The following is a 20,671-nucleotide window of genomic DNA, read 5'->3' as shown; positions in this document are numbered from 1 at the left end:
GGGCTGAACCTGACTGCCTGATCTGAAGGAGGTCACGTGAACCGCACTGGCAGAGATGTGCCCTATCTGAAACCTGTCCCCGATTCGCCCGCACAGGCCGGTGGGGAACAGGACTCCGTTGCGCAGCGGCGCGCGGAAGAGGCGTTCATCATCGATGTCGATGGTTACGAAGGCCCGCTCGACCTGTTGTTGACGCTGGCGCGCACCCAGAAGGTCGACCTGATGAAGATCTCGGTGCTGAATCTGGCAGAGCAATATCTGAAATTCGTCGATCAGGCGCGCAAGCTGCGCATCGAACTGGCGGCGGATTATCTGGTCATGGCGGCATGGCTGGCATTTCTCAAGTCGCGGTTGCTTTTGCCGCCCGACCCCGAGGCCGATGGGCCATCGGCCGAGGATATGGCCGCCCATCTTGCCTTTCAGCTGGAACGGCTGGATGCCATGCGGCAGGCCGCGGCGCGCCTGATGGCCCGCGACAGGTTGGGCATCGACCGGTTCAGGCGTGGGGCCCCGGAAACCGTGGCCCGCAAGCGGCGCACGGAATGGCGGGCAGGCCTGATCGATTTGATGCGGGCTTATGCACGGCTTCGCACCAAGGATGAATTTCGTCCCTATGCCTTTGATCGCAAGGACATCTACACGATGGAACAGGCACTGGACCGGCTGCGCAACATGATTGGCTATGCGGGGGACTGGACCGGGATTTCCGATTTTCTTCCCGAGGGTTGGGGCGGTCAGGATGCGCGGGGTCGCTCGGCCACCGCCGCCACCTTTGCGGCATCGCTGGAACTTGCGCGGCAGGGACAGTTAGAGATACGCCAAACCGAAACCTTCGCGCCGATCAGCTTTCGGCGCAGACCCTCATCCGACCAGAGTTGACGTGACCGACGATACGCATACCACGGATTCCGATGCCGCCGATCTGGCGCGCAATGCCGATTTCCCGCCCCCGTCCATGCCCGATCAGGTGCGGATGGTCGAAGCCGTGCTTTTCGCAGCGGCACAGCCGATATCCGTGGCCGAGTTGAAGGACCGCCTGCCCGTTGGCAGTGATCCCGCCGAGGCCCTGTCCGAATTGCGGCGTCAATATGAGGGCCGGGGCGTCGTGGTCGAGCGGATCGGCGATGGCTATGCGTTTCGCACCGCCGTTGATTTGCGGTTCCTGATGCAAACCGAAACGATCGAACAGCGTCGCCTGTCGCGAGCTGCTGTCGAAACACTTGCGATCATTGCCTATCATCAGCCCGTTACCCGCGCCGAGATCGAGGAAATTCGCGGTGTCAGCGTCAACCGCGGCACGTTGGATCAACTGATCGAGATGGAATGGGTGCGCATGGGACGTCGCCGGATGACCCCGGGCCGGCCGGCAACCTTTGTCGTGACAGAGGCGTTTCTTGATCATTTCGGATTGGAATCGGCACGCGACCTGCCGGGTCTTGCCGAACTACGCGCTGCGGGTCTGCTCGAGTCGCGGCCGGCCGAGGATGGGTTGCCCAAACCCGAGTCCGACAGCGACGATCCACCCGATGCCGAGGTTGACGAAGATCCCGCGGAAGATTTCTTCGAAGATTGAATCGGAAAGAGGCGCAATGGGACAGATCATCAATATCATTCTTCGCCTGCTGGTTCGGCGGGGAATGCAATGGGGCGTCCGCAAAGGGGTCGGCAAACTTGCCAGAAAACCAGGCGCGACAGGGGCCAAGCCATCGCCCGAATTGGCCAAGGCGGAACGGCAGAATGCGAAACGTGCACGGCAAGCCATTCGCTTGATCCGAAGAATCGGGCGCTAAGCCTCGCCAATGGCGCGTTCAGCGGCTAAAGCCGAGCAATGAGCGAAAAGAATTTCGAGATCTTTCTGGTGGCGACGCCTGGGCTGGAACAGCCTTTGGCCGCCGAAGCACGTGCATTGGGCTGGGCCGACCCAGAGGTGCAGCCTGGCGGGGTGACCATTCACGGCGGTTGGCCGGACGTCTGGCGTGCCAATCTGATGCTGCGCGGCGCGACGCGGGTCTTGGCCCGAATCGGCAGTTTTCGCGCGCTGCATCTTGCGCAGCTGGACAAGCGTTCGCGCAAGTTTCCCTGGGCGGAAGTTCTGCGCAAAGATGTGCCTGTGCGCGTCGAGGCCACGTGCAGGGCCAGCCGGATCTATCACGCCAAAGCCGCTATCCAGCGCGTCGAACGCGCGATCTCGGAAGAGTTGGGGGCACCGATCACCCCGGACGCGACATTGGTCGTCAAGGTGCGCATCGAAGACGATCTGGTGACCTTCAGCCTGGATAGCACGGGCGAATCGCTGCACAAGCGGGGCCACAAGGAGGCCGTGGCCAAGGCCCCGATGCGCGAAACCATGGCCGCGATGTTCCTGCGTGAAATGGGCTATGATGGCACTCAGCCAGTGCTCGATCCTATGTGTGGTTCGGGCACGTTTCCCATCGAAGCCGCCGAGATCGCTGCCGGGTTGGCTGCGGGTCGGTCGCGTGGGTTTGCATTCGAAAACCTTGCCAGTTTTCAACCGGCTGTCTGGCAGGAACTGCGGGCGCGCCAGCAGCCCGCGTCAGCCGTTGCCCCGCGCTTTTTCGGCAGCGACAGGGATGCAGGCGCCATCCGCATGAGCGCAGCCAATGCCACGCGTGCGGGGGTTGGGGACATTATTCGCTTTACCTGCAACCAGATCGCCGATTTGCAGCGCCCCGATGGCGACGCGGGTCTGGTCATCGTGAACCCGCCCTATGGTGCGCGGATTGGCAACAAAGGGCCGCTATATGGGCTGCATGCGGCGATGGGCGAGGTGTTTCGCGAACGTTTCCGCGGCTGGAAGATCGGCTTCATCACAAGCGAAGGGGGGCTGGCCAAGGCCACCGGATTGCCATTCCTGCCTGCCGGCCCGATCGTGGCGCATGGCGGCCTGAAGATTCGCCTGTGGCAGACAGGTCCGCTGGATTGATCGGTCAGACGAACTGCTTGGCCAGCTTCAGGCCCTGACCCTGATAGTTCGACTTGATCCCGGCCCCGTACAGCCGGTCGGGGCGGGCGGCCATCCGTTCGTAAACAAGACGACCGACCACCTGCCCATGTTCCAGAACAAAGGGGGCTTCGTGGCAGCGAACCTCCAGCACACCGCGGGATCCGGCACCGGAACTTCCAATGCCAAAGCCCGGATCGAAGAACCCGGCGTAATGCACACGAAATTCACCGACCATCGCCAGATAGGGGGCCATTTCTGCGGCGCAATCGGCCGGTATGGCAACCGCCTCGCGGCTGACCAGAATATAGAAGGCCCCCGGATCCAGGATCAGCCGGCCGTCGGATGTGCGAAGTTCATCCCAGAAATCCTGCGCGGGATACTGGGCAATGCGGTCAAGGTCGATGACACCGCTATGGGGGCGTGCGCGATAGCCAACCAGATCATCCCGAAGCGGGCGCAGGTCGACCGAGAAACCCAACCCGTTGTCGATCAGCGCCTGGCCTTCGACCAGCGGTTCACGGGCATTTAATGCGCGCAGTTCGCCATCATCCAGAACGGCCTGACCACGGCGCAGGCGCAGTTGGTTCAGCCGCATTCCGGGCCGGACGAGAACCGAAAAACTGCGCGGGCATATTTCGGCATATAGGGGGCCGCTATAGCCATCGGGCAAACGGTCGAACTCGGTCCCGTCATCGGTGACAAGCCGCGTTAAAAGGTCAAGACGCCCGGTCGAGGATTTGGCGTTGGCGACCGCAGTCAATCCCGCTGGCAGGCTGAGATGCTCGATCAACGGCACCAGATATACACAGCCCCGCTCAAGGACGGCACCACCGCTCAGATCCATTTCGTGCATCTGAAAATCGTTTAGGCGGTCCTCGATCCGTTGTCCCCGGCCGGCCAGGAAACTTGCGCGCAGCCGATAGGCCTTGTGCCCCAGCCGCAAGTCCAGGCTTGCGGGCTGGATTTGTTCGGGGATGATATCCACCTGCGCGGCAATCGCCCCTTGTTCGATCAGGCTGCGGATTTCGCTGTCAGGCAGAACGCCATTCATGACTTTTCTCCGGGTGAACGGGCTGGCGGATATGGAAACGCCCACCCCGAAAAGGAGTGGGCGTTTTCAGATTGGTCGGGCCGGCGAGATTCGAACTCACGACCTTCCGTCCCCCAGACGGACGCGCTAACCAGGCTGCGCCACGGCCCGACGCTGGCCATATAGATCGAAGCGGCAGGGATGCACAAGGGCTGCAAAGCGGAAATCTGTAATCCCGTGCCATCAAAATTTAATAAAGCGTGCCAATGCTGCGGCTAAGCGCGGAAACGAGGTCACGGGCGGCAGGCATCCTTGTGTCGTTCCGTTGCAATTGACGCAGAATCACAGCGGTGGACACCAGCTGCGCCAGCCAATCGGCCTGGCTGCCGGCTTCTTTCAGATCGGGAAAGAGCGGCAGGGCATCGCTCTGGGCCGGCGCTGGACGACGGACCCGGCGGCGCGGTTTCGCGTTTGGCGAGGGCATGTCGTCATCGGGGCTGGTGCCTGGCTGCGCCGGGGGCTGCATCGGGGCAGGGACGCCATTGCCTGCGGGATCAAAGGTTCGGCTGTCGGGCGTTGGCGTTTCTGGCTGTTGTTGCAGACGTTCGTTACCCCTGCGGCGCACGGCCTCTCCACGGTCCTGGGCCAGCAGCTTCTTTGCGCCCCGAATTGTCAGGCCGTCTTCGCGCAGAACCTCGCATAATCCCGCGGCCAGACGAACATCGTCGGGGCGGTAGTAGCGGCGTCCGTCAGGCCGTTTCATCGGCCGCAATAGCGAAAACTGTGTTTCCCAATAACGCAGGACATGAGGAGCGACACCGATCAGTTTGGCCACCTCGCCGATCGAGCGGAATGCATCTGCGCCTTTATTCATGCCTTTGAACGCGTCCTATCGCTTGTTGCCGGCGGCAACCCGATCCTTCATCAGGTGTGAGGGGCGAAAGGAAAGCACCCGGCGGGGGGTGATCGGAACCTCTTCCCCGGTTTTCGGGTTGCGGCCGATTCGCTCATTCTTGTCGCGAACGCTGAACGTGCCAAAGGACGAGATCTTGACCTGTTCGCCTTTGACCAAGGCGTCTGACACATGTTCAAGAACGCTTTCGACAAGCTGCGCAGATTCATGACGCGACAATCCCACATCGCGGAATACGGCTTCGGCCAAATCCATCCGGGTCAGCGTTTTTTCGCCCATGATCTATCCTCTTTTAAGCTCACAGGATGGGGCCCAAACGGGCTTCTGTCAACGAGAAGGGCGGGGAAATCGTTCCCCGCCCGACACTTGCATGAAAAAATGCGCGGATTACTGCGCACAAGCCTCGATCTTGGCCAGATCCGGACCGTTCGGCGTGCGACCAAGGTTGAAGGGGGCCGATGCGTCGCGCCAGTTCGCGTAATCCTGAAGATAGCTGATCTGGCTGGCATAGACCTTGGCCGACATCGGGTTTTCGCAGGCGACCTCTTCGATGGTTTCATTCGCCAGGGTCTGGATGTGTTCCAGCGTCGCATCGTCGAGCCGGTTGATTTCGGTGCCGGCTTCCTTGAACTGGGCAACGGCTTCGGTTGCGCGTTTCTCGGTGAAGGCAAGGCTCCACAGAAGCGTCGCATCGGCGGCGATTTCAAGGCGTTCACGGGTGTCGTCGTCAAGTGCGTCCCATGAAGCCTTGTTGATCATGACGCCGAAAATCGAGGATGACTGATGCCAGCCGGGGGTCGACCAATATTTGGTGACCTGTTGGAACCCGCCGGAAAAATCGACATTCGGGGTGGAAAATTCGGCACCGTCAATCACACCGCGTTCAAGCGACTGATAGATTTCACCGCCTGCCATGCTGACCTGATTTCCGCCCAGTTTTTCCAGCAGTTTTCCTTGTTCCAGACCGGACAGGCGCAATTGCAGGCCCTGCAGGTCGTCGGTGGTGCGGATGGGCTTGTCCACGGTCCGAAAGCCGGATTCGTTGTTGGTCACGCCATAGGGCAGATAGACCATGCCGAATTTGCCATAGACCTCGTTATACAGATCGGCACCGCCCCATTCCTGGATCCAGTTTACATAGTCGACGGCGTTGAACAGGCTGGCTGTCGTTGCCAGCGGAGAAAAGGCGCTGTCGCGGCCCGCCCAGTATCCGGGCCAGTCGCCGCCCGCCTGGATGGTGCCCGATTCCACCGCGCCGAACACTTCTCCTGCCGGGACAAGGCTGCCGCCTTCATAGAATTCGATCGTCAGCTTGTCGTCATCGACCAGCTTGTTGGCCAGGTCGACCCAGTGCTTGTCGAATTCGATCAACTCGAGGCTGGATGGCCAGGTGGTGGTCATGGTCCAGTTTTCCGCCATAGCGGGGGCCGCAGCCACAAGCGCCAATGCGGCAGTCGCCATCAATTGCTTCATTTCGGGAACCTCCTCAGTTTTTCATGTAATCGGGTCGGCATCAGCCGCCGTAAAGCGTTGTCGGCAGCCATGTAACAAGGCCGGGGAACAGGATGATCAGCGCACACATCAGGACAATCAGCCCGATAAAGGGCAGCACACCCCGGATGATATCGGTTGTCTGAACCTCGGGCGGGGCGATAGCGCGCATGTAAAACAGCGCATATCCGAAAGGCGGCGACAGAAAGCTGGTTTGCAGCACGACTGCCATCAACACCACGAACCACAGGGGCTGAATCCCCATTTCGCTCACAAGTGGAAGGAATATCGGGAAGGACAGCAGGACGATGCCCGTCCAATCCAGAAACATGCCGAGGATAAAGACAACCAGCAGCATCACGGCAATCAGCGTATAGGGATCATCCGCAAGCCCGCGGATCAGATCCTGGCTGGCACGCAGCCCGCCCGTGATGTTGAACACGCCCGTAAAGGCCGTTGCACCGACCACGATAAACAGGATCATCGCCGAGGTCCGACCGGTTTCCAGCAGCGCAGAGTAAAATGTCTGCCATTCAAAGCGCCCGCGCAGAATGACGATCAGCAGGGCCAGAACCGCGCCGATCGCGCTGGCCTCGGTTGCGGTCGCGACGCCCGCCAGCAATGAGCCCAGAATGCCAAGGATCAGCACCAGTGGCGGGACCGCCTCGACGATCAGCATGCGCCACATCGCGCCCCGGCTGATCTGTTCCTCGTCGCGGACCGGGGGGGCCCAATCGGGCCGCATCCATGCGATCACGGCCACATAGGCCGCATACATCAGGCCAAGAACCATGCCGGGGATCATTGCGCCTGCAAAAAGCTGACCGACCGACAGCCCCGGTGCATAGGACGCCATGAGGATCAGCATGATCGACGGCGGGATCAGGATGCCAAGGCAACCGGACGAGGCGATCAGCCCGGTCGCCAGCCTCTTGTCATAGCCATATTGCAGCATCGGCCTGAGCGCCATCATTCCCATGACGGTGATCGAGGCGCCGATGATGCCGGTCGTCGCGGCCAGCAGGATCGAGATGAATACGACCGCCAGGCCCAGCCCGCCGGTGACCCGCGCCATCAGGTGTCGCAGGGCCTCGAACATCTTGTCGGTGACGCCGCTGTCGGACAGGAACCGGGCCATCAGCACAAAGAGCGGAATGGCGATCAGAACGTAATTGTCCAGCACATCCCCGAAGATCCGGTTGATGATAATGCCCAGGACCATGGGTTTGCCGGCAATAAGCGCGCCCAGAACAGCGGTGCCGCCAAGGACGAAAGCCAGCGGGTGTCCCATGAACAGGCCCAGAAGCAGCAGGCCCGACATGATCAGTGCAATCGTTTCACCGGACATCCATGGGCTCCTTGCTGTCAAGATGCGTCGTCGTGTTCAGGACCAGCTTCAGAACCTCGCTTGCGCCCTGGATCAGCAACAGCACCGCAGCAACGAACATTGCGATTTTCAGCGGATAAACAGGCAGTTGGACCGCGCCGTAAGTCACCTCGCCCTGATTGTAAGAGGTGATCGCGAAATCCAGGCTGCGCCGCGCAAAGACCCAGGCGAAGGGGAAGAAAAAGATGAGATATCCGGCAACTTCGACCCAGCGGCGCAGCTGCGGCGCCATGCGCTCGGTCACCAGGTCAACTTTGACATGCGACTGGTGCCGCAATGCGTAGCCACCAAGCATGATGAAATAGAATCCGTATAGCTGCTTGGTCAGGTCAAAGGCCCAACGCGTAGGCTCGCCCAGGAAATAACGCATGGATACGTCATAGATAATGATACCGGCAAACACGATCGCAACGATCGACACGATCCGGCCGACGACTTCATTGATGCCGTCGATCATGCGGATGATCGGCAAGTTGTGGCCCCTCCCAAGGTCTTTGACGCAGCTTGGCAGCGCCGCCTTCAGGGGCAGTGTTCCGATTGGCGGCAAGGCTGTCAACCGATTGATTGCAGACCGTGAAAATTTGAAGGCAGCGGCACGGATGCCTATCTACCTCGTGAAAGGAGACATGAATATGGCAGGTGGATGGGCCCGCGATGACGCGGTGAATGACCAGATAGAAATCAGCACGGCCGAAGCGATTGCCCGGGCACGTCAGCGCAACAATCCGGGTGTGCGCCCCTCGGCCGAGTTTTGCGCCGAATGCGACGATCCTATCCCCGAGGCGCGCCGCCTCGCGGTGCCCGGTGTGCAATTATGCGTGAACTGTCAGGCGGGGCGTGACCGCAACCGCCATATGACCAGCGCGATCAATCGCCGCGCCAGCAAGGATTCACAACTGAAATAGATAGGGTGGTCCGGCTGACCGAACCTTACCAGCGCAGGACGACCGAACCCCAGCTGAGGCCGCCGCCGATCGCCTCGGTCACCAGAATGTCGCCGGACTTGAAGCGATTTTCGGAATCGGCGATCGAAAGCGCGAGCGGAATCGACGCCGCCGACGTGTTGCCGTGATCGGCCACGGTCAGCACCACCTTATCCATCGGCAGGCCCATTTTCTGCGCGGTGCCGCTGATAATACGCTTGTTGGCCTGATGGGGCACAAGCCAGGTCACATCTTCGGTGCCCAGCCCTGCTTTTTCCAGCGCCGCATGGGCGGTTCTCGTCAGCTTGTCGACGGCGTGGCGGAAAACCAGATTTCCCTGCATTCGCAACTGCCCAGCCGTGCCTGTGGTGGAAACCCCCCCATCGACATAAAGCAGGTCGCGATAGGTTCCATCGCTGTGCAGGTCGCTGGACAAGATGCCCCGATCCTGTGAATCGCCGGTGCCTTCGCGTGCTTCCAGCACCACTGCGCCGGCGCCATCGCCAAACAGCACACAGGTGCTGCGATCGGTCCAGTCCATGATTCGTGAAAATGTTTCGGCGCCAATCACCAGCAATCGCTCGGCCAGGCCGGCGCGCAGCATGGCGTCGGCATTTGCCAGTGCAAAGACAAAGCCCGCGCAAACCGCCTGAACGTCATAGGCATATCCGCGCGTCATGCCCAGACCGGACTGAACCATCGTGGCCACGGCGGGAAACGTGAAGTCAGGTGTCGAGGTCGCCAGAACGATACCATCGATGTCATCGGCGGTCAGACCGGCCTTGTCCAGTGCGGCCTTGGCTGCGCGAATGGCCAGATCGCTGGTGGTCTGGCCCTCGGCCGCGAAATGGCGCCGTTCGATTCCGGACCGGGTTCTGATCCATTCATCGCTGGTGTCCAGCCGTTCTTCGAACCAGCTGTTCTCGACAACACGTTCGGGCAGGTAATGGCCCGTGCCAACGATGACGGATCTGCGAATCATGATGGTACCTCGGTCTGGTCAGCGTCGCCCGAACCAGCCACCGCACTTTGGGCAACGCGCGCCGCCAGCCGGTCCTGAAAACCGGATTGCGTCAGTTTGAAGGCCAGCTTGATCGCAGCTGACACGCCCGTGGCGTCGGCAGAGCCATGCGATTTGACCACCGTTCCGTTCAGGCCCAGAAAGATGCCGCCGTTCACGCGACGCGGATCGATCCGTTTTTGCAGGCGCCGCAGCGACGTCATGGCAAGAAGGGCGGCGAATTTGGACATGAATGAATTGGCGAAAGCGGCCTTGAGAAAATCTCCGACCAGCTTGGCCGTCCCTTCGCCGGTCTTCAAGGCGACATTGCCGGTAAAGCCGTCGGTCACGATCACATCTACGCGTCCGGACGGCAGATCACCGCCTTCGACAAAACCGATATAGTCGAATTGCCCGGCATCCGCGGCCTCGGCAATCAGGTCATTGGCCTGTTTAAGTTCGGCGCGACCCTTATGTTCCTCGGTGCCGACATTCAGTAGCCCGATTCGCGGGCGCTCGACCCCAAGACCGTTGCGGGCATAGGATGTGCCCATCAAAGCATATTGCAGCAGATCATGCGCATCCGCCCGGATGTCGGCGCCGACATCCAGCATGATGTTGAAGCCCTGCGGGCTTTTCGATGGCCACAGGCAGGCGATGGCGGGGCGGTTCACGCCCGGCAGCTTGCGCAGCCGCAGCATCGACATCGCCATCAGCGCGCCGGTGTTGCCGCAGGATACGGCGGCCCCGGCCTCGCCCTGCTTGACCGAATCGATCGCCGACCACATGGACGTCCCCGAGCCCTTGCGCACAATCTGGCTGGGCTTGTCTTCCATTGTCACGACGTCGGCGGCGTGACGGATATCGCAGCGGCCCGCAAGATCCTTGCGACGACCGATAAGGCGGCGAAGCTCTGCTTCGTCGCCATGGACGATGAACCGGATCTCGGGGTTCTTGCGTGCACTTTCGGCCATGCCGGCGACGACGACCGAAGGCCCTCTGTCGCCACCCATCGCATCAACCGAAATTACCACGCTGCCCCCTGATTCGGGGGCGCGCGGGTCCGGGTTGGTCGCGGAATCGACGGTCATTTATTGGCGCGAACGGCGCGGATCAGGCCGCGTCGTCGTCCAGGTCGATCTCGTTTGCCTGCGCGATCACTTCACGATCGGCATAGTGGCCGCAGGACGGGCAGACGTGATGCGGACGCTTCAATTCGCCGCAGTTCGAGCATTCGTTCGGGTTTCCCGCAACCAGCGAATCATGCGCGCGGCGCATGTTGCGTTTCGAGCGGGTTACGCGGTTCTGAGGGACAGCCATGTCACAACCTCGGTTCTGGGTGCGGCGATCAAACGCCTTGGCACCGTGTGTTTGGAATTCGAAAATGAACCGCGCAGATACGCGATGAAGCGCGGGCCCGCAAGCCCTTGCAGCAGGCGGTTCGGCCTAAATGCACCGAGACGGGGGCGAATTGCCAGTGAATTGACCTGATCGGGGTGGGGAAAGGCCCGATTGTGGTCTTGTTGCAACGCCATGCCCCCGCGGGATTGCGGAATCACTCTTGCGGATCGTCATTGCCAAGCAACTTGTCCAGCCCGGCAAAGGGACGTCGTGTGTCGGGGGTTGCGTCCTCGATTGCAGTATCGCCCAGCATGGCATCCTTGGCGCGGGGGTATTCCGGCAAGGCAAGCGCGAGGGCCTCGATCATCACGGCGGACAGGTCGATGAACTGGCCCAGTGGTTCCAGTTTTTCATCGGGCATTTCGATTTCTTCTTCTTCGGGGGGGCGAAGATGGGGCGAAAAGATTCGTTCCACGGGATCGTCTATCGTCGTGCTGACAGGTTTCAGCGTGATGACGCAGGGCTGAACGACCTTTGCGCGAAGCCGGCCATCAAGCGCCCAGGCATCGCCACCTTCGGCGCGGATTTCACCCTGAAAGGTCAGTTTCGGCAATTCCTTCAGGTCCAGCTCGGCGGCGATCGCTTCGCGGGTGGCCTGATCCGGGGTCAAGGCGAAGGGCGTTGCAGAGCGCGGGTTCAGATGCGCGACCCGCAGGCGCTGCGGGTTCTGGGTCGGGGCGGGCATTTATATGTCTCCGGGGTTCTTGTGACGGTTGGCGGTCCGGCTTATTGCCGACAAGCCCCCGCCGCGTTTGGATATTCTTGAGCGCGGTGTCCGAGTTTGCTAAGGCAGGCGGGCCGCGTCAACCGCACGAGCAAAGGAAACACGTTATATGGCTACCATCAGGAACCTGCTGATCCTGGCTTTCGTAGCCGCATTTGGCCTTGCGGCCTGCACGGCGGTTTATCGAAATCACGGATTTGTTCCCCCCGAGGAAAGTTTGCAACAGGTCGTTGTGGGCCAAACCTCGATGGCCGAGCTGGAAGGGCTGGTCGGGCGCCCGTCGGCGCAGGGGCTGCTGACCGGTTCGGGCTGGTACTATGTTGGTTCACGCTGGCGCCATTATGGACCCTATGAACCAGAAGAGGTCAGCCGCGAGGTCGTGGCAGTATCCTTTGATGCATCGGGAACCGTCAGCAATATCGAAAGGTTCGGGCTGGAGCGCGGCCGGGTTGTCGTTCTGTCGCGCCGTGTGACCGAGGGCAGCATCACCGAGATTTCGCTGATCGGGCAGCTTCTGGGCAATCTGGGTAACTTCCAAGCCGGCGATATCGTCGAGTGAGCGCGCTGGACGATCTGGCGCTTACGCCTTTTCACGACGCGGGCGAAGCGCAACGGGCGCGGATGCTTTCGCGGTTGGCCGATACGCAACTGTCGGTCGCGCTGGTTGCCGAACCCGCCGATGATCAGGTCGAGTTGCGGATTTTCCCGCTGGATCACGGGCCGGTCGCGCTGGCCTGTGATTCCGAAGACCGGTTGGCGGATTTCTTTGGCGAAGCGGTGGCCTATGTCGCAATGCCTGGTCGGGTGCTGGCCGGGCTGTTGCGCGATGAGGGGGCCGGATTGCTGGTCAATCCGGGGCATCCGTCGGAAATGATGCTGGATACCGCCATGCTGGACTGGCTGGCCGGTGCGCTTGCTGCATCGCCCGAGGCGGGTGAGGCCCGTTTGCACCTGATGGCGCCCCTGCCTGATGTCGTCTCCGATCTGGCACAGCCCCTGGCCGAACGCCTTGAAGACATGCGCGGCCTGATCAGCGGCGCAGCCCTGGCTGGTGTCGGGAATGAGGCAGCGCCCGCCGGGCATGTCATCGTTGTGGCCGGGGCAGAGCCACAGCATCAGGATGCGATCGCCAAGGCACTGGCCGAGGCGCTGGCCTTCTTGCCGCCCCAGGATGGTGGGGTCGACATTACCTTTCGCGATGGCCCGCTGCCCAAGGTCGCGCTTCGCTTTGAGTTGAGCATACCGGAACCCGTCGCCCCAAAGCGCCGTGACGGCCCGCCGATCCTGCGCTGAGCCGGCGATCGGTTGCGTCGGGGGGCGCAAACTGACAGAAGATGCCGATGGACATTCGTTACAAGGCCCTTTCCGTTCACCTGCTGACCGCCACCGGCGCCGTTCTGGCCATGCTGGCCATGCTGGCCGCAGTGAAGGAACAATGGTCGTTGATGTTCCTGTGGCTGGTGGTGGCATTTGTCGTTGACGGGATCGATGGCCCGCTGGCGCGGCGGTATGACGTAAAGAAGAACTGGGCGAATTATGACGGGGTCCTGATGGACCTGATCATCGACTATCTGACCTATGTCTTCATTCCTGCCTTCGCCTTGTTCGAATCGGGCCTTTTGTCGGGTTGGACAGGATGGTTCGCGATTATCCTGATCGTGTATGGCAGCGTTGTCTATTTTGCCGATTCACGCATGAAGACCACCGATAACTCCTTTGCCGGCTTTCCTGGCTGCTGGAACATGGTCGTGATCGTGTTGTTCGCGACCAAGCCGCATTGGATAGTCATTCTGGTTATCGTGATCGCCCTGACGGCGGCGATGTTTTCGAACATCAAGTTCATTCACCCGGTGCGTACAGAGCGCTGGCGAGCGATTTCCTTGCCGGTGGCAATTGCCTGGGTCGTATTCGCGGCTTGGGCGGCATGGGTGGATTTCCACCCGGCAAGCTGGGCGATCTGGGGGTTGGTCGTGACCTCTGTCTGGCTGTTGCTGGCCGGTGCCGCCCAACAGATCTGGCCCGCGCGGCGCTGACGCTGCAGGGTTGCCACTTGCGTCCGAACAGCAGATGATCCCGCCCGACTGGCAGTAGGGGGGCAGCAAATGCGGGGTATTTTCAGATCGACGGTCGCGGCGACCGCGCTGATGGCGGGTGCGGTATGTGCGCAGGACGGGATCACGATCGGAATGGTGCTTGAACCGCCCAATCTCGATCCGACAGGTGTTGCCGCCGCGGCGACAGATGAGGTCGTCTATGCCAACCTGTTCGAGGGCCTGACCCGTTTTGCCTATGATGGCACGATCCGGCCCGCGCTGGCCCGCGATTGGCGCATCGAGGATGAGGGCCGAAGCTATGTCTTTGATCTGCAGGATGGTGTGACCTTCCATGACGGCAGTGTCTTTGACGCCGAGGACGTGCGTTTCAGCCTTGATCGGGCGCGGGCCGAGGATTCGACCAATGCGCAAAAGCAGCTTTTTGCGGGAATCGAATCCGTCGAGATCATCGATCCGCTGACGGTGCGGATTCGGTTGACGCAGCCGGATGGCAATTTTCCCTTCAAGATGGCGTGGGGTGATGCGGTGATGGTCGCCGAAGAGAGTATCGGGGATATTGCGACCGCGCCGATCGGCACGGGGCCGTTTCGCTTTGACCGCTGGGTGCAGGGCGATCGGGTCGAGCTATCGGCATATGACGGGTATTGGGGCGAAAAGCCCGCGCTGGAACGCGCAACCTTCCGTTTCATCAGTGATCCGACAGCGGCATTCGCTGCGGTCATGGCCGAAGATGTCGATGCATTTCCGAATTTCCCGGCACCTGAAACCCTGATCCAGCTAGAGGCGGATCCGCGCTTTGCGGTGATTGTCGGCACCACCGAAGGCGAGACGATTCTGGCCATGAACAATGCCCAGGCACCGCTGGATGACATCCGGGTTCGTCAGGCGATTGCCCATGCGATAAACCGTGCGGATATCATTGACGGTGCGATGTTTGGTTACGGCACCCCGATTGGCAGTCATTTTGCGCCACATCATCCCGATTACCTCGATCTGACGGATATGTCGGCGCATGATCCGCAGCGATCCCGGGACCTGCTTGCCGAGGTCGGATCCGCGCCGATCTCGTTACGGCTGGCCCTGCCTCCGCCTGCTTATGCGCGGCGAGGGGGGGAAATCGTGGCCGCCCAGCTGCGCGCGGTCGGGATTGAGACCCGGATCGTCAATATGGAATGGGCCCAATGGCTTGAAACGGTGTTCAAGGGGGGCGATTACGATCTGACCATCGTCAGCCATACCGAACCGCTGGATATCGATATCTATGCCCGCCCCGATTATTACTTCCATTATGACGGCGACAGGTTCCATCAACTGATGGATCAGCTTGAAAGCGCCGCTCAGCCCCATCAGCGCAGCGAACTTTACCAACAGGCCCAAAGGCAGATCGCCCAAGATTATGTAAACGGCTTCCTGTTCCAGTTGGCCAAGACCGGCGTGGCCAACAAGCGGATCGAAGGGCTTTGGGTGAACGCGCCGACGCAGGCCAATGACCTGACGGATGTGCGCTGGGGCGATTGAGCCGATAGGTCGCAACAAGAAACGGGCGCATCTCTGCGCCCGTTTCTGTGTTCATGGTCGTGCCGGGTTTCAGACGAATTTCTTGATCTCGCCTGAACGCAGCCGCGACATGTAGCTGTTCATTTCTTTTTTCACGACAGGCATCAGGAAATACAGCGCAAAGATATTGACCACGGCCATGGCAAAGATTGCCGCGTCCGAGAAGTCGATGACCGGACCCAGGTTGGCCGCAGCGCCGATAACCACGAAGATGCAGAAGATGACCTTGTAGGTGACTTCCTTGGCGTGCCCTTCACCGAACAGGAAGGTCCAGGCCTTCAGGCCGTAATAGCTCCAGGAGATCATGGTCGAGAAGGCGAACAGGATCACCGCAATCGCCAGGATGTAACGGAACCAGCCAAAGACACTGCTGAAGGCCGCCGATGTCAGCGCCACACCGCTGTTTCCATCAATGGTCTGAATTGCGGTGCCGGCCTCGTTCAGGACCAGAAGGCCGGTTTCGGGGTCGGTCACAAGCTGTCCGGTGATGATGATCACCAACGCGGTCATGGTGCAGATGACAACCGTATCGATGAACGGTTCCAGCAGCGAGACATAACCTTCGGTGATCGGTTCTTTCGTGCGCACGGCCGAATGTGCAATCGCGGCCGAACCAACGCCTGCCTCGTTCGAAAAGGCCGCGCGACGGAAGCCCTGGATCAATGCGCCGACCATGCCGCCCGCAATGCCCAGCCCGGTAAAGGCGCCTTCGAAGATCTGGCCGAATGCGGTGCCGATATACTGGAAGTTCATCAACAGGATGATCAAGGCGGCACCGACATAGATGATACCCATGAACGGCACGACCTTTTCAGTCACGCTCGCAATGGATTTCAGGCCGCCGATGATCACCGCGAAGACGATTCCGGCAAACACGACCCCGGTAATCCAGCCGGGATAGTCGCCGACCACATTTGCGATCTGGGCATGTGCCTGGTTGGCCTGGAACATGTTTCCGCCACCCAGGGATCCCAGGATGCAGAAAATCGCAAACAGAACGGCCAGAACCTTGCCGCCGGGCAAGTTTCGTTCTGCAAAGCCCTTGGTCATGTAATACATCGGGCCACCGGACACGGTGCCGTCGGGATATTCGTTGCGGTATTTGACCCCCAGCGTACATTCGGTGAATTTCGAAGCCATGCCCATCAGGCCGGCCAGGATCATCCAGAATGTCGCGCCGGGTCCGCCGATGCCGACAGCAACGGCCACACCGGCGATATTGCCCAGACCGACAGTCCCTGAAAGTGCGGTGGCAAGCGCCTGGAAATGGCTGACCTCGCCCGCGTCATTGGGGTCGGAATAGTCGCCCTTTACCAACGCGATGGAATGGGGAAAGGCGCGGAACTGAACAAAGCCGAAATAGAAGGTAAAGACGGTCGCGGCGATCACCAGCCATGCGACGATCCACGGGAAGGACGTGCCGGGAAAGTTCGAGAAGATAAAGCTGACGAACCAGCCGGTCGAACTGGCGAAGATCTCATTCACCTTGTCGTCCAGGGTCTGCGCGGCGACCGGTGCGGCGGCCAGCAGGCCGGAAAGCATGACGGCCGGGAAAAGACGAGTTGCGCGTGTGCTCATGTCGGGTCTCCTATTGCCGTTGCTCAGGGAACGATGGTCACGGGAACGGGTGCGATCTGTGCCAGCGTGCCGGCGACCGATCCGAAGATGCGCGAGGACAACCCCGAGGTCCCCATTCGGCCGATGATGATCAGCTCGGCCTTTTCGGATTCAGAGATTTTGCAGATGGTCTCGGCGATATGGCCGTATTTCATCATCGCGGTGACCGGCACGCCTTCGGCTTCGATAGCCTTGATGACCGGTGTGATGATGGCGCTTTCCGCGCGTTCCAGTTCTTCCTTGCGGCGGCGATGCCTTTCCTCGATCTCGCTGGGTGTCAGGAAGCTGTAGGGCGACCATTCAAGAATATGGGCAATCAGGATGTTGTCCCCCTGCAGCTTGGCGCGTTTGACCGCGAAATCCAGTGCACGGCGCGATGCCTCACTGCCGTCGAAACCGACGACGATTTTACGCGACATGTTACCCCCTGTGGTTGGTTTATTCTTTATGTCCGTGATCAAATGATAGGCACGGCAAAGGCGCTCCGGCTAGAAAAAAATGTGACGGGAATGTGAATTGCGGCAGCTGATGGCGCAATTTGACACCGTTGCGGCCACAAATGGCAGGGTTTGCGCCGATATTGATTTTTCTCTTTTCAAAGGCCGTCATCGCGGCCATATTCGCCCCATGACTCGGATGCGCCATATCGCCGCTGCCTCGACCGCACCTTCTGGTGCGCTTTTGGCCGTGAACCTCCGTGGTCTGCTGCTTCTTACGCTGCGCTGAGCGGGTCTTTCCGGGCCGCCGCTCAGTCAGGACAGGGCCCGGATTTCCGGAATATGTCAGCGTAAGAAAGACCGAATCATGACCGACAAGAACCGCGTATTCATTTTCGATACGACCCTGCGTGATGGCGAACAATCGCCCGGCGCCACGATGTCCCATGCTGAAAAGCTGGAAATCGCGGCGATGCTGGACGAAATGAATGTCGATATCATCGAGGCCGGTTTCCCGATTGCCTCGGAAGGCGATTTCGCCGCCGTCACCGAGATCGCCAAGCAAAGCCGCAATAGCGTTATTTGCGGCCTTGCCCGTGCCCAGCTGCCCGATATCGACCGCTGCTGGGAGGCGGTGAAACATGCCAAGCGCCCGCGCATCCACACCTTTATCGGCACTTCGCCGCTGCATCGCGCGATTCCCAATCTGGACAAGGACCAGATGGCGGAACGGATCGAGCAGACCGTGACCCATGCCCGCAACCTGTGCGACAACGTGCAGTGGTCGCCGATGGATGCCACGCGCACCGAACATGATTATCTGTGCCGCGTGGTCGAGATCGCGATCAAGGCCGGGGCGACCACGATCAATATCCCCGATACGGTCGGCTATACCGCGCCGCGTGAAAGCGCCGATCTGATCCGGATGCTGCTGGAACGTGTGCCGGGCGCGGACGAGATCATCTTTGCCACCCATTGCCACAACGATCTGGGCATGGCGACGGCAAACAGCCTTGCCGCCGTCGAGGCGGGTGCCCGCCAGATCGAATGCACGATCAATGGTCTGGGCGAACGCGCCGGCAACACCGCGCTGGAAGAGGTGGTGATGGCCCTGCGCGTGCGCCACGACATCATGCCTTTCGACACCGGCATCGACACCACCAAGATCATGAACCTGTCGCGCCGCGTGGCGCAGGTGTCGGGCTTTCCGGTGCAGTTCAACAAGGCGGTCGTCGGCAAGAACGCGTTCCTGCACGAATCGGGCATCCATCAGGACGGCGTGCTGAAGAATGTCGAGACCTTCGAGATCATGCGCCCCGCCGATATCGGTCTGAACGAAACCAATATCGCCATGGGCAAGCATTCTGGCCGCGCCGCGCTGCGCGCCAAGCTGAAGGATCTGGGCTATGAAGTCGGTGACAACCAGCTGAAGGACATCTTCGTGCGGTTCAAGGCCTTGGCCGACCGTAAGAAAGAGGTCTATGACGAGGATATCGTTGCACTGGTTCAGGACGCCGCCGCCAATACCGGCGACGACTATCTGCAGGTCAAGCATCTCAAGGTCGTCTGCGGCAGTGACGGCCAGTACGCCGATCTGACCATGATCGTCGATGGCGAGGAAAAGACCGTTCATGCCACCGGCGACGGGCCGGTCGATGCCTGCTTCAACGCAGTGAAGCAGATCTTCCCGCATGATGCGCGGCTGCAGCTGTATCAGGTCCATGCCGTGACTGAAGGCACCGACGCGCAGGCCACCGTCAGCGTGCGGATGGAAGAGGACGGGCGCATCGTCAACGGTCAGTCCGCCGATACCGACACGATCCTGGCCAGCGTCAAGGCCTATGTCGGGGCGCTGAACCACCTGATCGTGCGTCGTGCACAACTGGGTCGTGACGACAAGCAGATCAGCATGTATTCCCATTAGGTCGTTTGGCCGGCGCGGCAGATCACGCCGCGCCGGCCAAACAACGGCATGACATTGCGCATCTTGGTGTGACAGGGCTTTCGCGGTTGCATTTACCCATTTATATGGGGCAACGCCTTCAGGCGTCGCGATTCCGCATTTGCGGGCATTTGAATCGCAAAGAAACGGGCAGGCCGGAGAAACCGGCGCGAAAGGGATACAGGCATGGCATTCGGCGGTTTGTTTTCGACCGACATCGCAATCGACCTCGGAACGGCGAACACGCTGATCTATGTCAAGGGCAAGGGGATCATCCTGAACGAGCCCTCGGTGGTCGCTTATCACGTCAAGGATGGCAAACGGCAGGTTCTGGCCGTGGGCGAGGACGCAAAGCTGATGCTGGGCCGGACCCCGGGCAGCATCGAGGCGATCCGCCCGATGCGCGAAGGTGTCATCGCCGATTTCGACAGCGCCGAGGAAATGATCAAGCACTTTATCAAGAAAGTGTTCCGGCGCACGACTTTTTCCAAACCCAAGATCATCGTCTGTGTGCCCCATGGCGCCACGCCGGTCGAGAAACGCGCGATTCGTCAATCGGTCCTGTCGGCCGGCGCGCGCAAGGCGGGGCTGATCGCCGAACCCATCGCGGCGGCGATCGGTGCGGGCATGCCCATCACCGAACCGACCGGCAGCATGGTTGTTGACATCGGTGGCGGCACCACCGAGGTCGCGGTTCTGTCACTGGGAGATGTGGTTTATGCGCGTTCGGTCAGGATCGGCGGCGATCGCATGGACGAGGCGATCATCAACTATCTGCGGCGCAACCAGAACCTGTTGATCGGCGAGTCCACGGCCGAGCGGATCAAGACAAGCATCGGCACCGCGCGCATGCCCGATGACGGACGCGGCGCAACGATCATGGTGCGCGGTCGCGACCTGCTGAACGGCATCCCCAAGGAAATCGAAATCAGCCAGGCAATGGTCGCCGAGGCGCTGGCCGAACCCGTGCAGGCGATCTGCGAGGCCGTGATGGTCGCATTGGAAGCGACGCCACCCGATCTGGCGGCCGATATCGTCGACCGCGGCGTGATGCTGACCGGTGGCGGCGCGATGCTGGGCGAACTGGATCTGGCGCTGCGCGAACAGACGGGCTTGTCCATCAGTCTGGCCGACCAACCCATGAGCTGTGTTGCCCTGGGCACCGGCAAGGCGCTGGAATACGAAAAGCAGCTTCGTCACGTCATTGACTACGACAGCTGATCCTGACCG

At 60.7% G+C, this 20,671-nt stretch carries 23 protein-coding genes and 1 tRNA gene; 11 read left to right on the top strand and 13 right to left on the bottom strand.

All coding sequences use genetic code 11. The features are described 5' to 3' along the window. Nucleotides 1-57 precede the first annotated feature (57 nt). From PAF17_RS03255 to PAF17_RS03245, 3 genes are all read left to right on the top strand, one after another. Complete coding sequence (locus PAF17_RS03255; protein WP_271887772.1) at nucleotides 58-879, top strand: segregation and condensation protein A; 822 nt, start codon at nucleotides 58-60, stop codon at nucleotides 877-879. Between the two features lie 76 nt (nucleotides 880-955). Then, nucleotides 956-1,573 carry an SMC-Scp complex subunit ScpB gene (scpB, locus tag PAF17_RS03250; RefSeq protein ID WP_271887771.1) on the top strand — a complete coding sequence of 206 codons (618 nt, stop codon included), beginning with the start codon at nucleotides 956-958 and terminating at the stop codon, nucleotides 1,571-1,573. 255 nt (nucleotides 1,574-1,828) lie between these two features. Next, on the top strand, nucleotides 1,829-2,944 hold the full coding sequence (locus PAF17_RS03245) for a THUMP domain-containing class I SAM-dependent RNA methyltransferase (protein WP_271887647.1): 1,116 nt from the start codon (nucleotides 1,829-1,831) through the stop codon (nucleotides 2,942-2,944). 4 nt (nucleotides 2,945-2,948) lie between these two features. Here PAF17_RS03245 and PAF17_RS03240 read toward each other — a convergent pair whose 3' ends face one another. The 7 genes from PAF17_RS03240 to PAF17_RS03210 form a co-directional block, all read right to left on the bottom strand. After that, nucleotides 2,949-4,016: a 2'-deoxycytidine 5'-triphosphate deaminase gene (locus PAF17_RS03240; RefSeq protein ID WP_271887646.1), complete on the bottom strand. Its 1,068-nt coding sequence runs from the start codon at nucleotides 4,014-4,016 to the stop codon at nucleotides 2,949-2,951. 72 nt (nucleotides 4,017-4,088) lie between these two features. Next, a tRNA-Pro gene (locus PAF17_RS03235) sits at nucleotides 4,089-4,166 on the bottom strand. Between the two features lie 79 nt (nucleotides 4,167-4,245). Continuing rightward, nucleotides 4,246-4,869 (bottom strand): MerR family transcriptional regulator, encoded by a 624-nt coding sequence (locus PAF17_RS03230; protein ID WP_271887645.1) that lies wholly within the window; start codon nucleotides 4,867-4,869, stop codon nucleotides 4,246-4,248. A 15-nt stretch (nucleotides 4,870-4,884) separates the two neighbouring features. Continuing rightward, nucleotides 4,885-5,187: an integration host factor subunit alpha gene (gene ihfA / locus PAF17_RS03225; RefSeq protein ID WP_271887644.1), complete on the bottom strand. Its 303-nt coding sequence runs from the start codon at nucleotides 5,185-5,187 to the stop codon at nucleotides 4,885-4,887. A gap of 108 nt (nucleotides 5,188-5,295) precedes the next feature. Then, nucleotides 5,296-6,381, bottom strand: coding sequence for a TRAP transporter substrate-binding protein DctP (gene dctP / locus PAF17_RS03220; protein ID WP_271887643.1), 1,086 nt, complete (start codon nucleotides 6,379-6,381; stop codon nucleotides 5,296-5,298). Between the two features lie 40 nt (nucleotides 6,382-6,421). Further along, entirely contained in the window at nucleotides 6,422-7,747 is a 1,326-nt protein-coding gene (locus PAF17_RS03215) for a TRAP transporter large permease (RefSeq protein ID WP_271887642.1), read from the bottom strand. Further along, nucleotides 7,737-8,258 (bottom strand): TRAP transporter small permease subunit, encoded by a 522-nt coding sequence (locus PAF17_RS03210; protein ID WP_271887641.1) that lies wholly within the window; start codon nucleotides 8,256-8,258, stop codon nucleotides 7,737-7,739. The genes PAF17_RS03215 and PAF17_RS03210 overlap by 11 nt, the downstream gene beginning before the upstream one ends. A gap of 160 nt (nucleotides 8,259-8,418) precedes the next feature. On the opposite strand from PAF17_RS03210, the gene PAF17_RS03205 reads away from it, so the two are divergent. After that, nucleotides 8,419-8,691, top strand: a complete 273-nt coding sequence (locus PAF17_RS03205; RefSeq protein WP_271887640.1) for a DksA/TraR family C4-type zinc finger protein — start codon at nucleotides 8,419-8,421, stop codon at nucleotides 8,689-8,691. Nucleotides 8,692-8,716: 25 nt separating this feature from the next. Here the strand turns inward: PAF17_RS03205 and PAF17_RS03200 are convergent, their stop codons facing one another. The 4 genes from PAF17_RS03200 to PAF17_RS03185 form a co-directional block, all read right to left on the bottom strand. Then, entirely contained in the window at nucleotides 8,717-9,691 is a 975-nt protein-coding gene (locus PAF17_RS03200) for a beta-ketoacyl-ACP synthase III (RefSeq protein ID WP_271887639.1), read from the bottom strand. Further along, entirely contained in the window at nucleotides 9,688-10,800 is a 1,113-nt protein-coding gene (gene plsX, locus PAF17_RS03195) for a phosphate acyltransferase PlsX (RefSeq protein ID WP_271887638.1), read from the bottom strand. The genes PAF17_RS03200 and plsX overlap by 4 nt, the downstream gene beginning before the upstream one ends. 22 nt (nucleotides 10,801-10,822) lie before the next feature. Then, on the bottom strand, nucleotides 10,823-11,029 hold the full coding sequence (gene rpmF, locus PAF17_RS03190) for a 50S ribosomal protein L32 (protein WP_265505389.1): 207 nt from the start codon (nucleotides 11,027-11,029) through the stop codon (nucleotides 10,823-10,825). Between the two features lie 235 nt (nucleotides 11,030-11,264). Further along, on the bottom strand, nucleotides 11,265-11,795 hold the full coding sequence (locus PAF17_RS03185) for a YceD family protein (protein ID WP_271887637.1): 531 nt from the start codon (nucleotides 11,793-11,795) through the stop codon (nucleotides 11,265-11,267). A 148-nt stretch (nucleotides 11,796-11,943) separates the two neighbouring features. Here PAF17_RS03185 and PAF17_RS03180 point away from each other — a divergent pair, with 148 nt between their 5' ends. From PAF17_RS03180 to PAF17_RS03165, 4 genes are all read left to right on the top strand, one after another. After that, complete coding sequence (locus PAF17_RS03180) at nucleotides 11,944-12,393, top strand: outer membrane protein assembly factor BamE (RefSeq protein ID WP_271887636.1); 450 nt, start codon at nucleotides 11,944-11,946, stop codon at nucleotides 12,391-12,393. Next, nucleotides 12,390-13,127, top strand: coding sequence for an SseB family protein (locus PAF17_RS03175; protein WP_271887635.1), 738 nt, complete (start codon nucleotides 12,390-12,392; stop codon nucleotides 13,125-13,127). The genes PAF17_RS03180 and PAF17_RS03175 overlap by 4 nt, the downstream gene beginning before the upstream one ends. A gap of 47 nt (nucleotides 13,128-13,174) precedes the next feature. Then, complete coding sequence (locus PAF17_RS03170; RefSeq protein ID WP_271887634.1) at nucleotides 13,175-13,867, top strand: CDP-alcohol phosphatidyltransferase family protein; 693 nt, start codon at nucleotides 13,175-13,177, stop codon at nucleotides 13,865-13,867. A 69-nt stretch (nucleotides 13,868-13,936) separates the two neighbouring features. Further along, nucleotides 13,937-15,406: an ABC transporter substrate-binding protein gene (locus tag PAF17_RS03165; RefSeq protein WP_271887633.1), complete on the top strand. Its 1,470-nt coding sequence runs from the start codon at nucleotides 13,937-13,939 to the stop codon at nucleotides 15,404-15,406. Nucleotides 15,407-15,475: 69 nt separating this feature from the next. Here the strand turns inward: PAF17_RS03165 and PAF17_RS03160 are convergent, their stop codons facing one another. Both PAF17_RS03160 and PAF17_RS03155 read right to left on the bottom strand, forming a co-directional pair. Continuing rightward, nucleotides 15,476-16,987 (bottom strand): alanine/glycine:cation symporter family protein, encoded by a 1,512-nt coding sequence (locus tag PAF17_RS03160; RefSeq protein ID WP_408636364.1) that lies wholly within the window; start codon nucleotides 16,985-16,987, stop codon nucleotides 15,476-15,478. Nucleotides 16,988-17,046: 59 nt separating this feature from the next. Next, complete coding sequence (locus PAF17_RS03155) at nucleotides 17,047-17,481, bottom strand: universal stress protein (RefSeq protein WP_271887631.1); 435 nt, start codon at nucleotides 17,479-17,481, stop codon at nucleotides 17,047-17,049. 97 nt (nucleotides 17,482-17,578) lie between these two features. On the opposite strand from PAF17_RS03155, the gene PAF17_RS03150 reads away from it, so the two are divergent. The 3 genes from PAF17_RS03150 (at nucleotide 17,579) to PAF17_RS03140 (ending at nucleotide 20,662) form a co-directional block, all read left to right on the top strand. Further along, nucleotides 17,579-17,788: a hypothetical protein gene (locus PAF17_RS03150; RefSeq protein WP_271887630.1), complete on the top strand. Its 210-nt coding sequence runs from the start codon at nucleotides 17,579-17,581 to the stop codon at nucleotides 17,786-17,788. Nucleotides 17,789-17,866: 78 nt separating this feature from the next. Continuing rightward, nucleotides 17,867-19,423, top strand: coding sequence for a 2-isopropylmalate synthase (locus PAF17_RS03145; RefSeq protein WP_271887629.1), 1,557 nt, complete (start codon nucleotides 17,867-17,869; stop codon nucleotides 19,421-19,423). Nucleotides 19,424-19,627: 204 nt separating this feature from the next. After that, nucleotides 19,628-20,662, top strand: coding sequence for a rod shape-determining protein (locus PAF17_RS03140; protein ID WP_271887628.1), 1,035 nt, complete (start codon nucleotides 19,628-19,630; stop codon nucleotides 20,660-20,662). The last annotated feature ends 9 nt before the right edge of the window (nucleotides 20,663-20,671 follow it).

The sequence above is a fragment of the Paracoccus onchidii genome (genome assembly GCF_028294535.1).
Taxonomy (GTDB): domain Bacteria; phylum Pseudomonadota; class Alphaproteobacteria; order Rhodobacterales; family Rhodobacteraceae; genus Paracoccus; species Paracoccus onchidii.
Note: the sequence above shows the minus strand (reverse complement) of the source record. Positions and strands in the feature narration are given on the sequence as shown.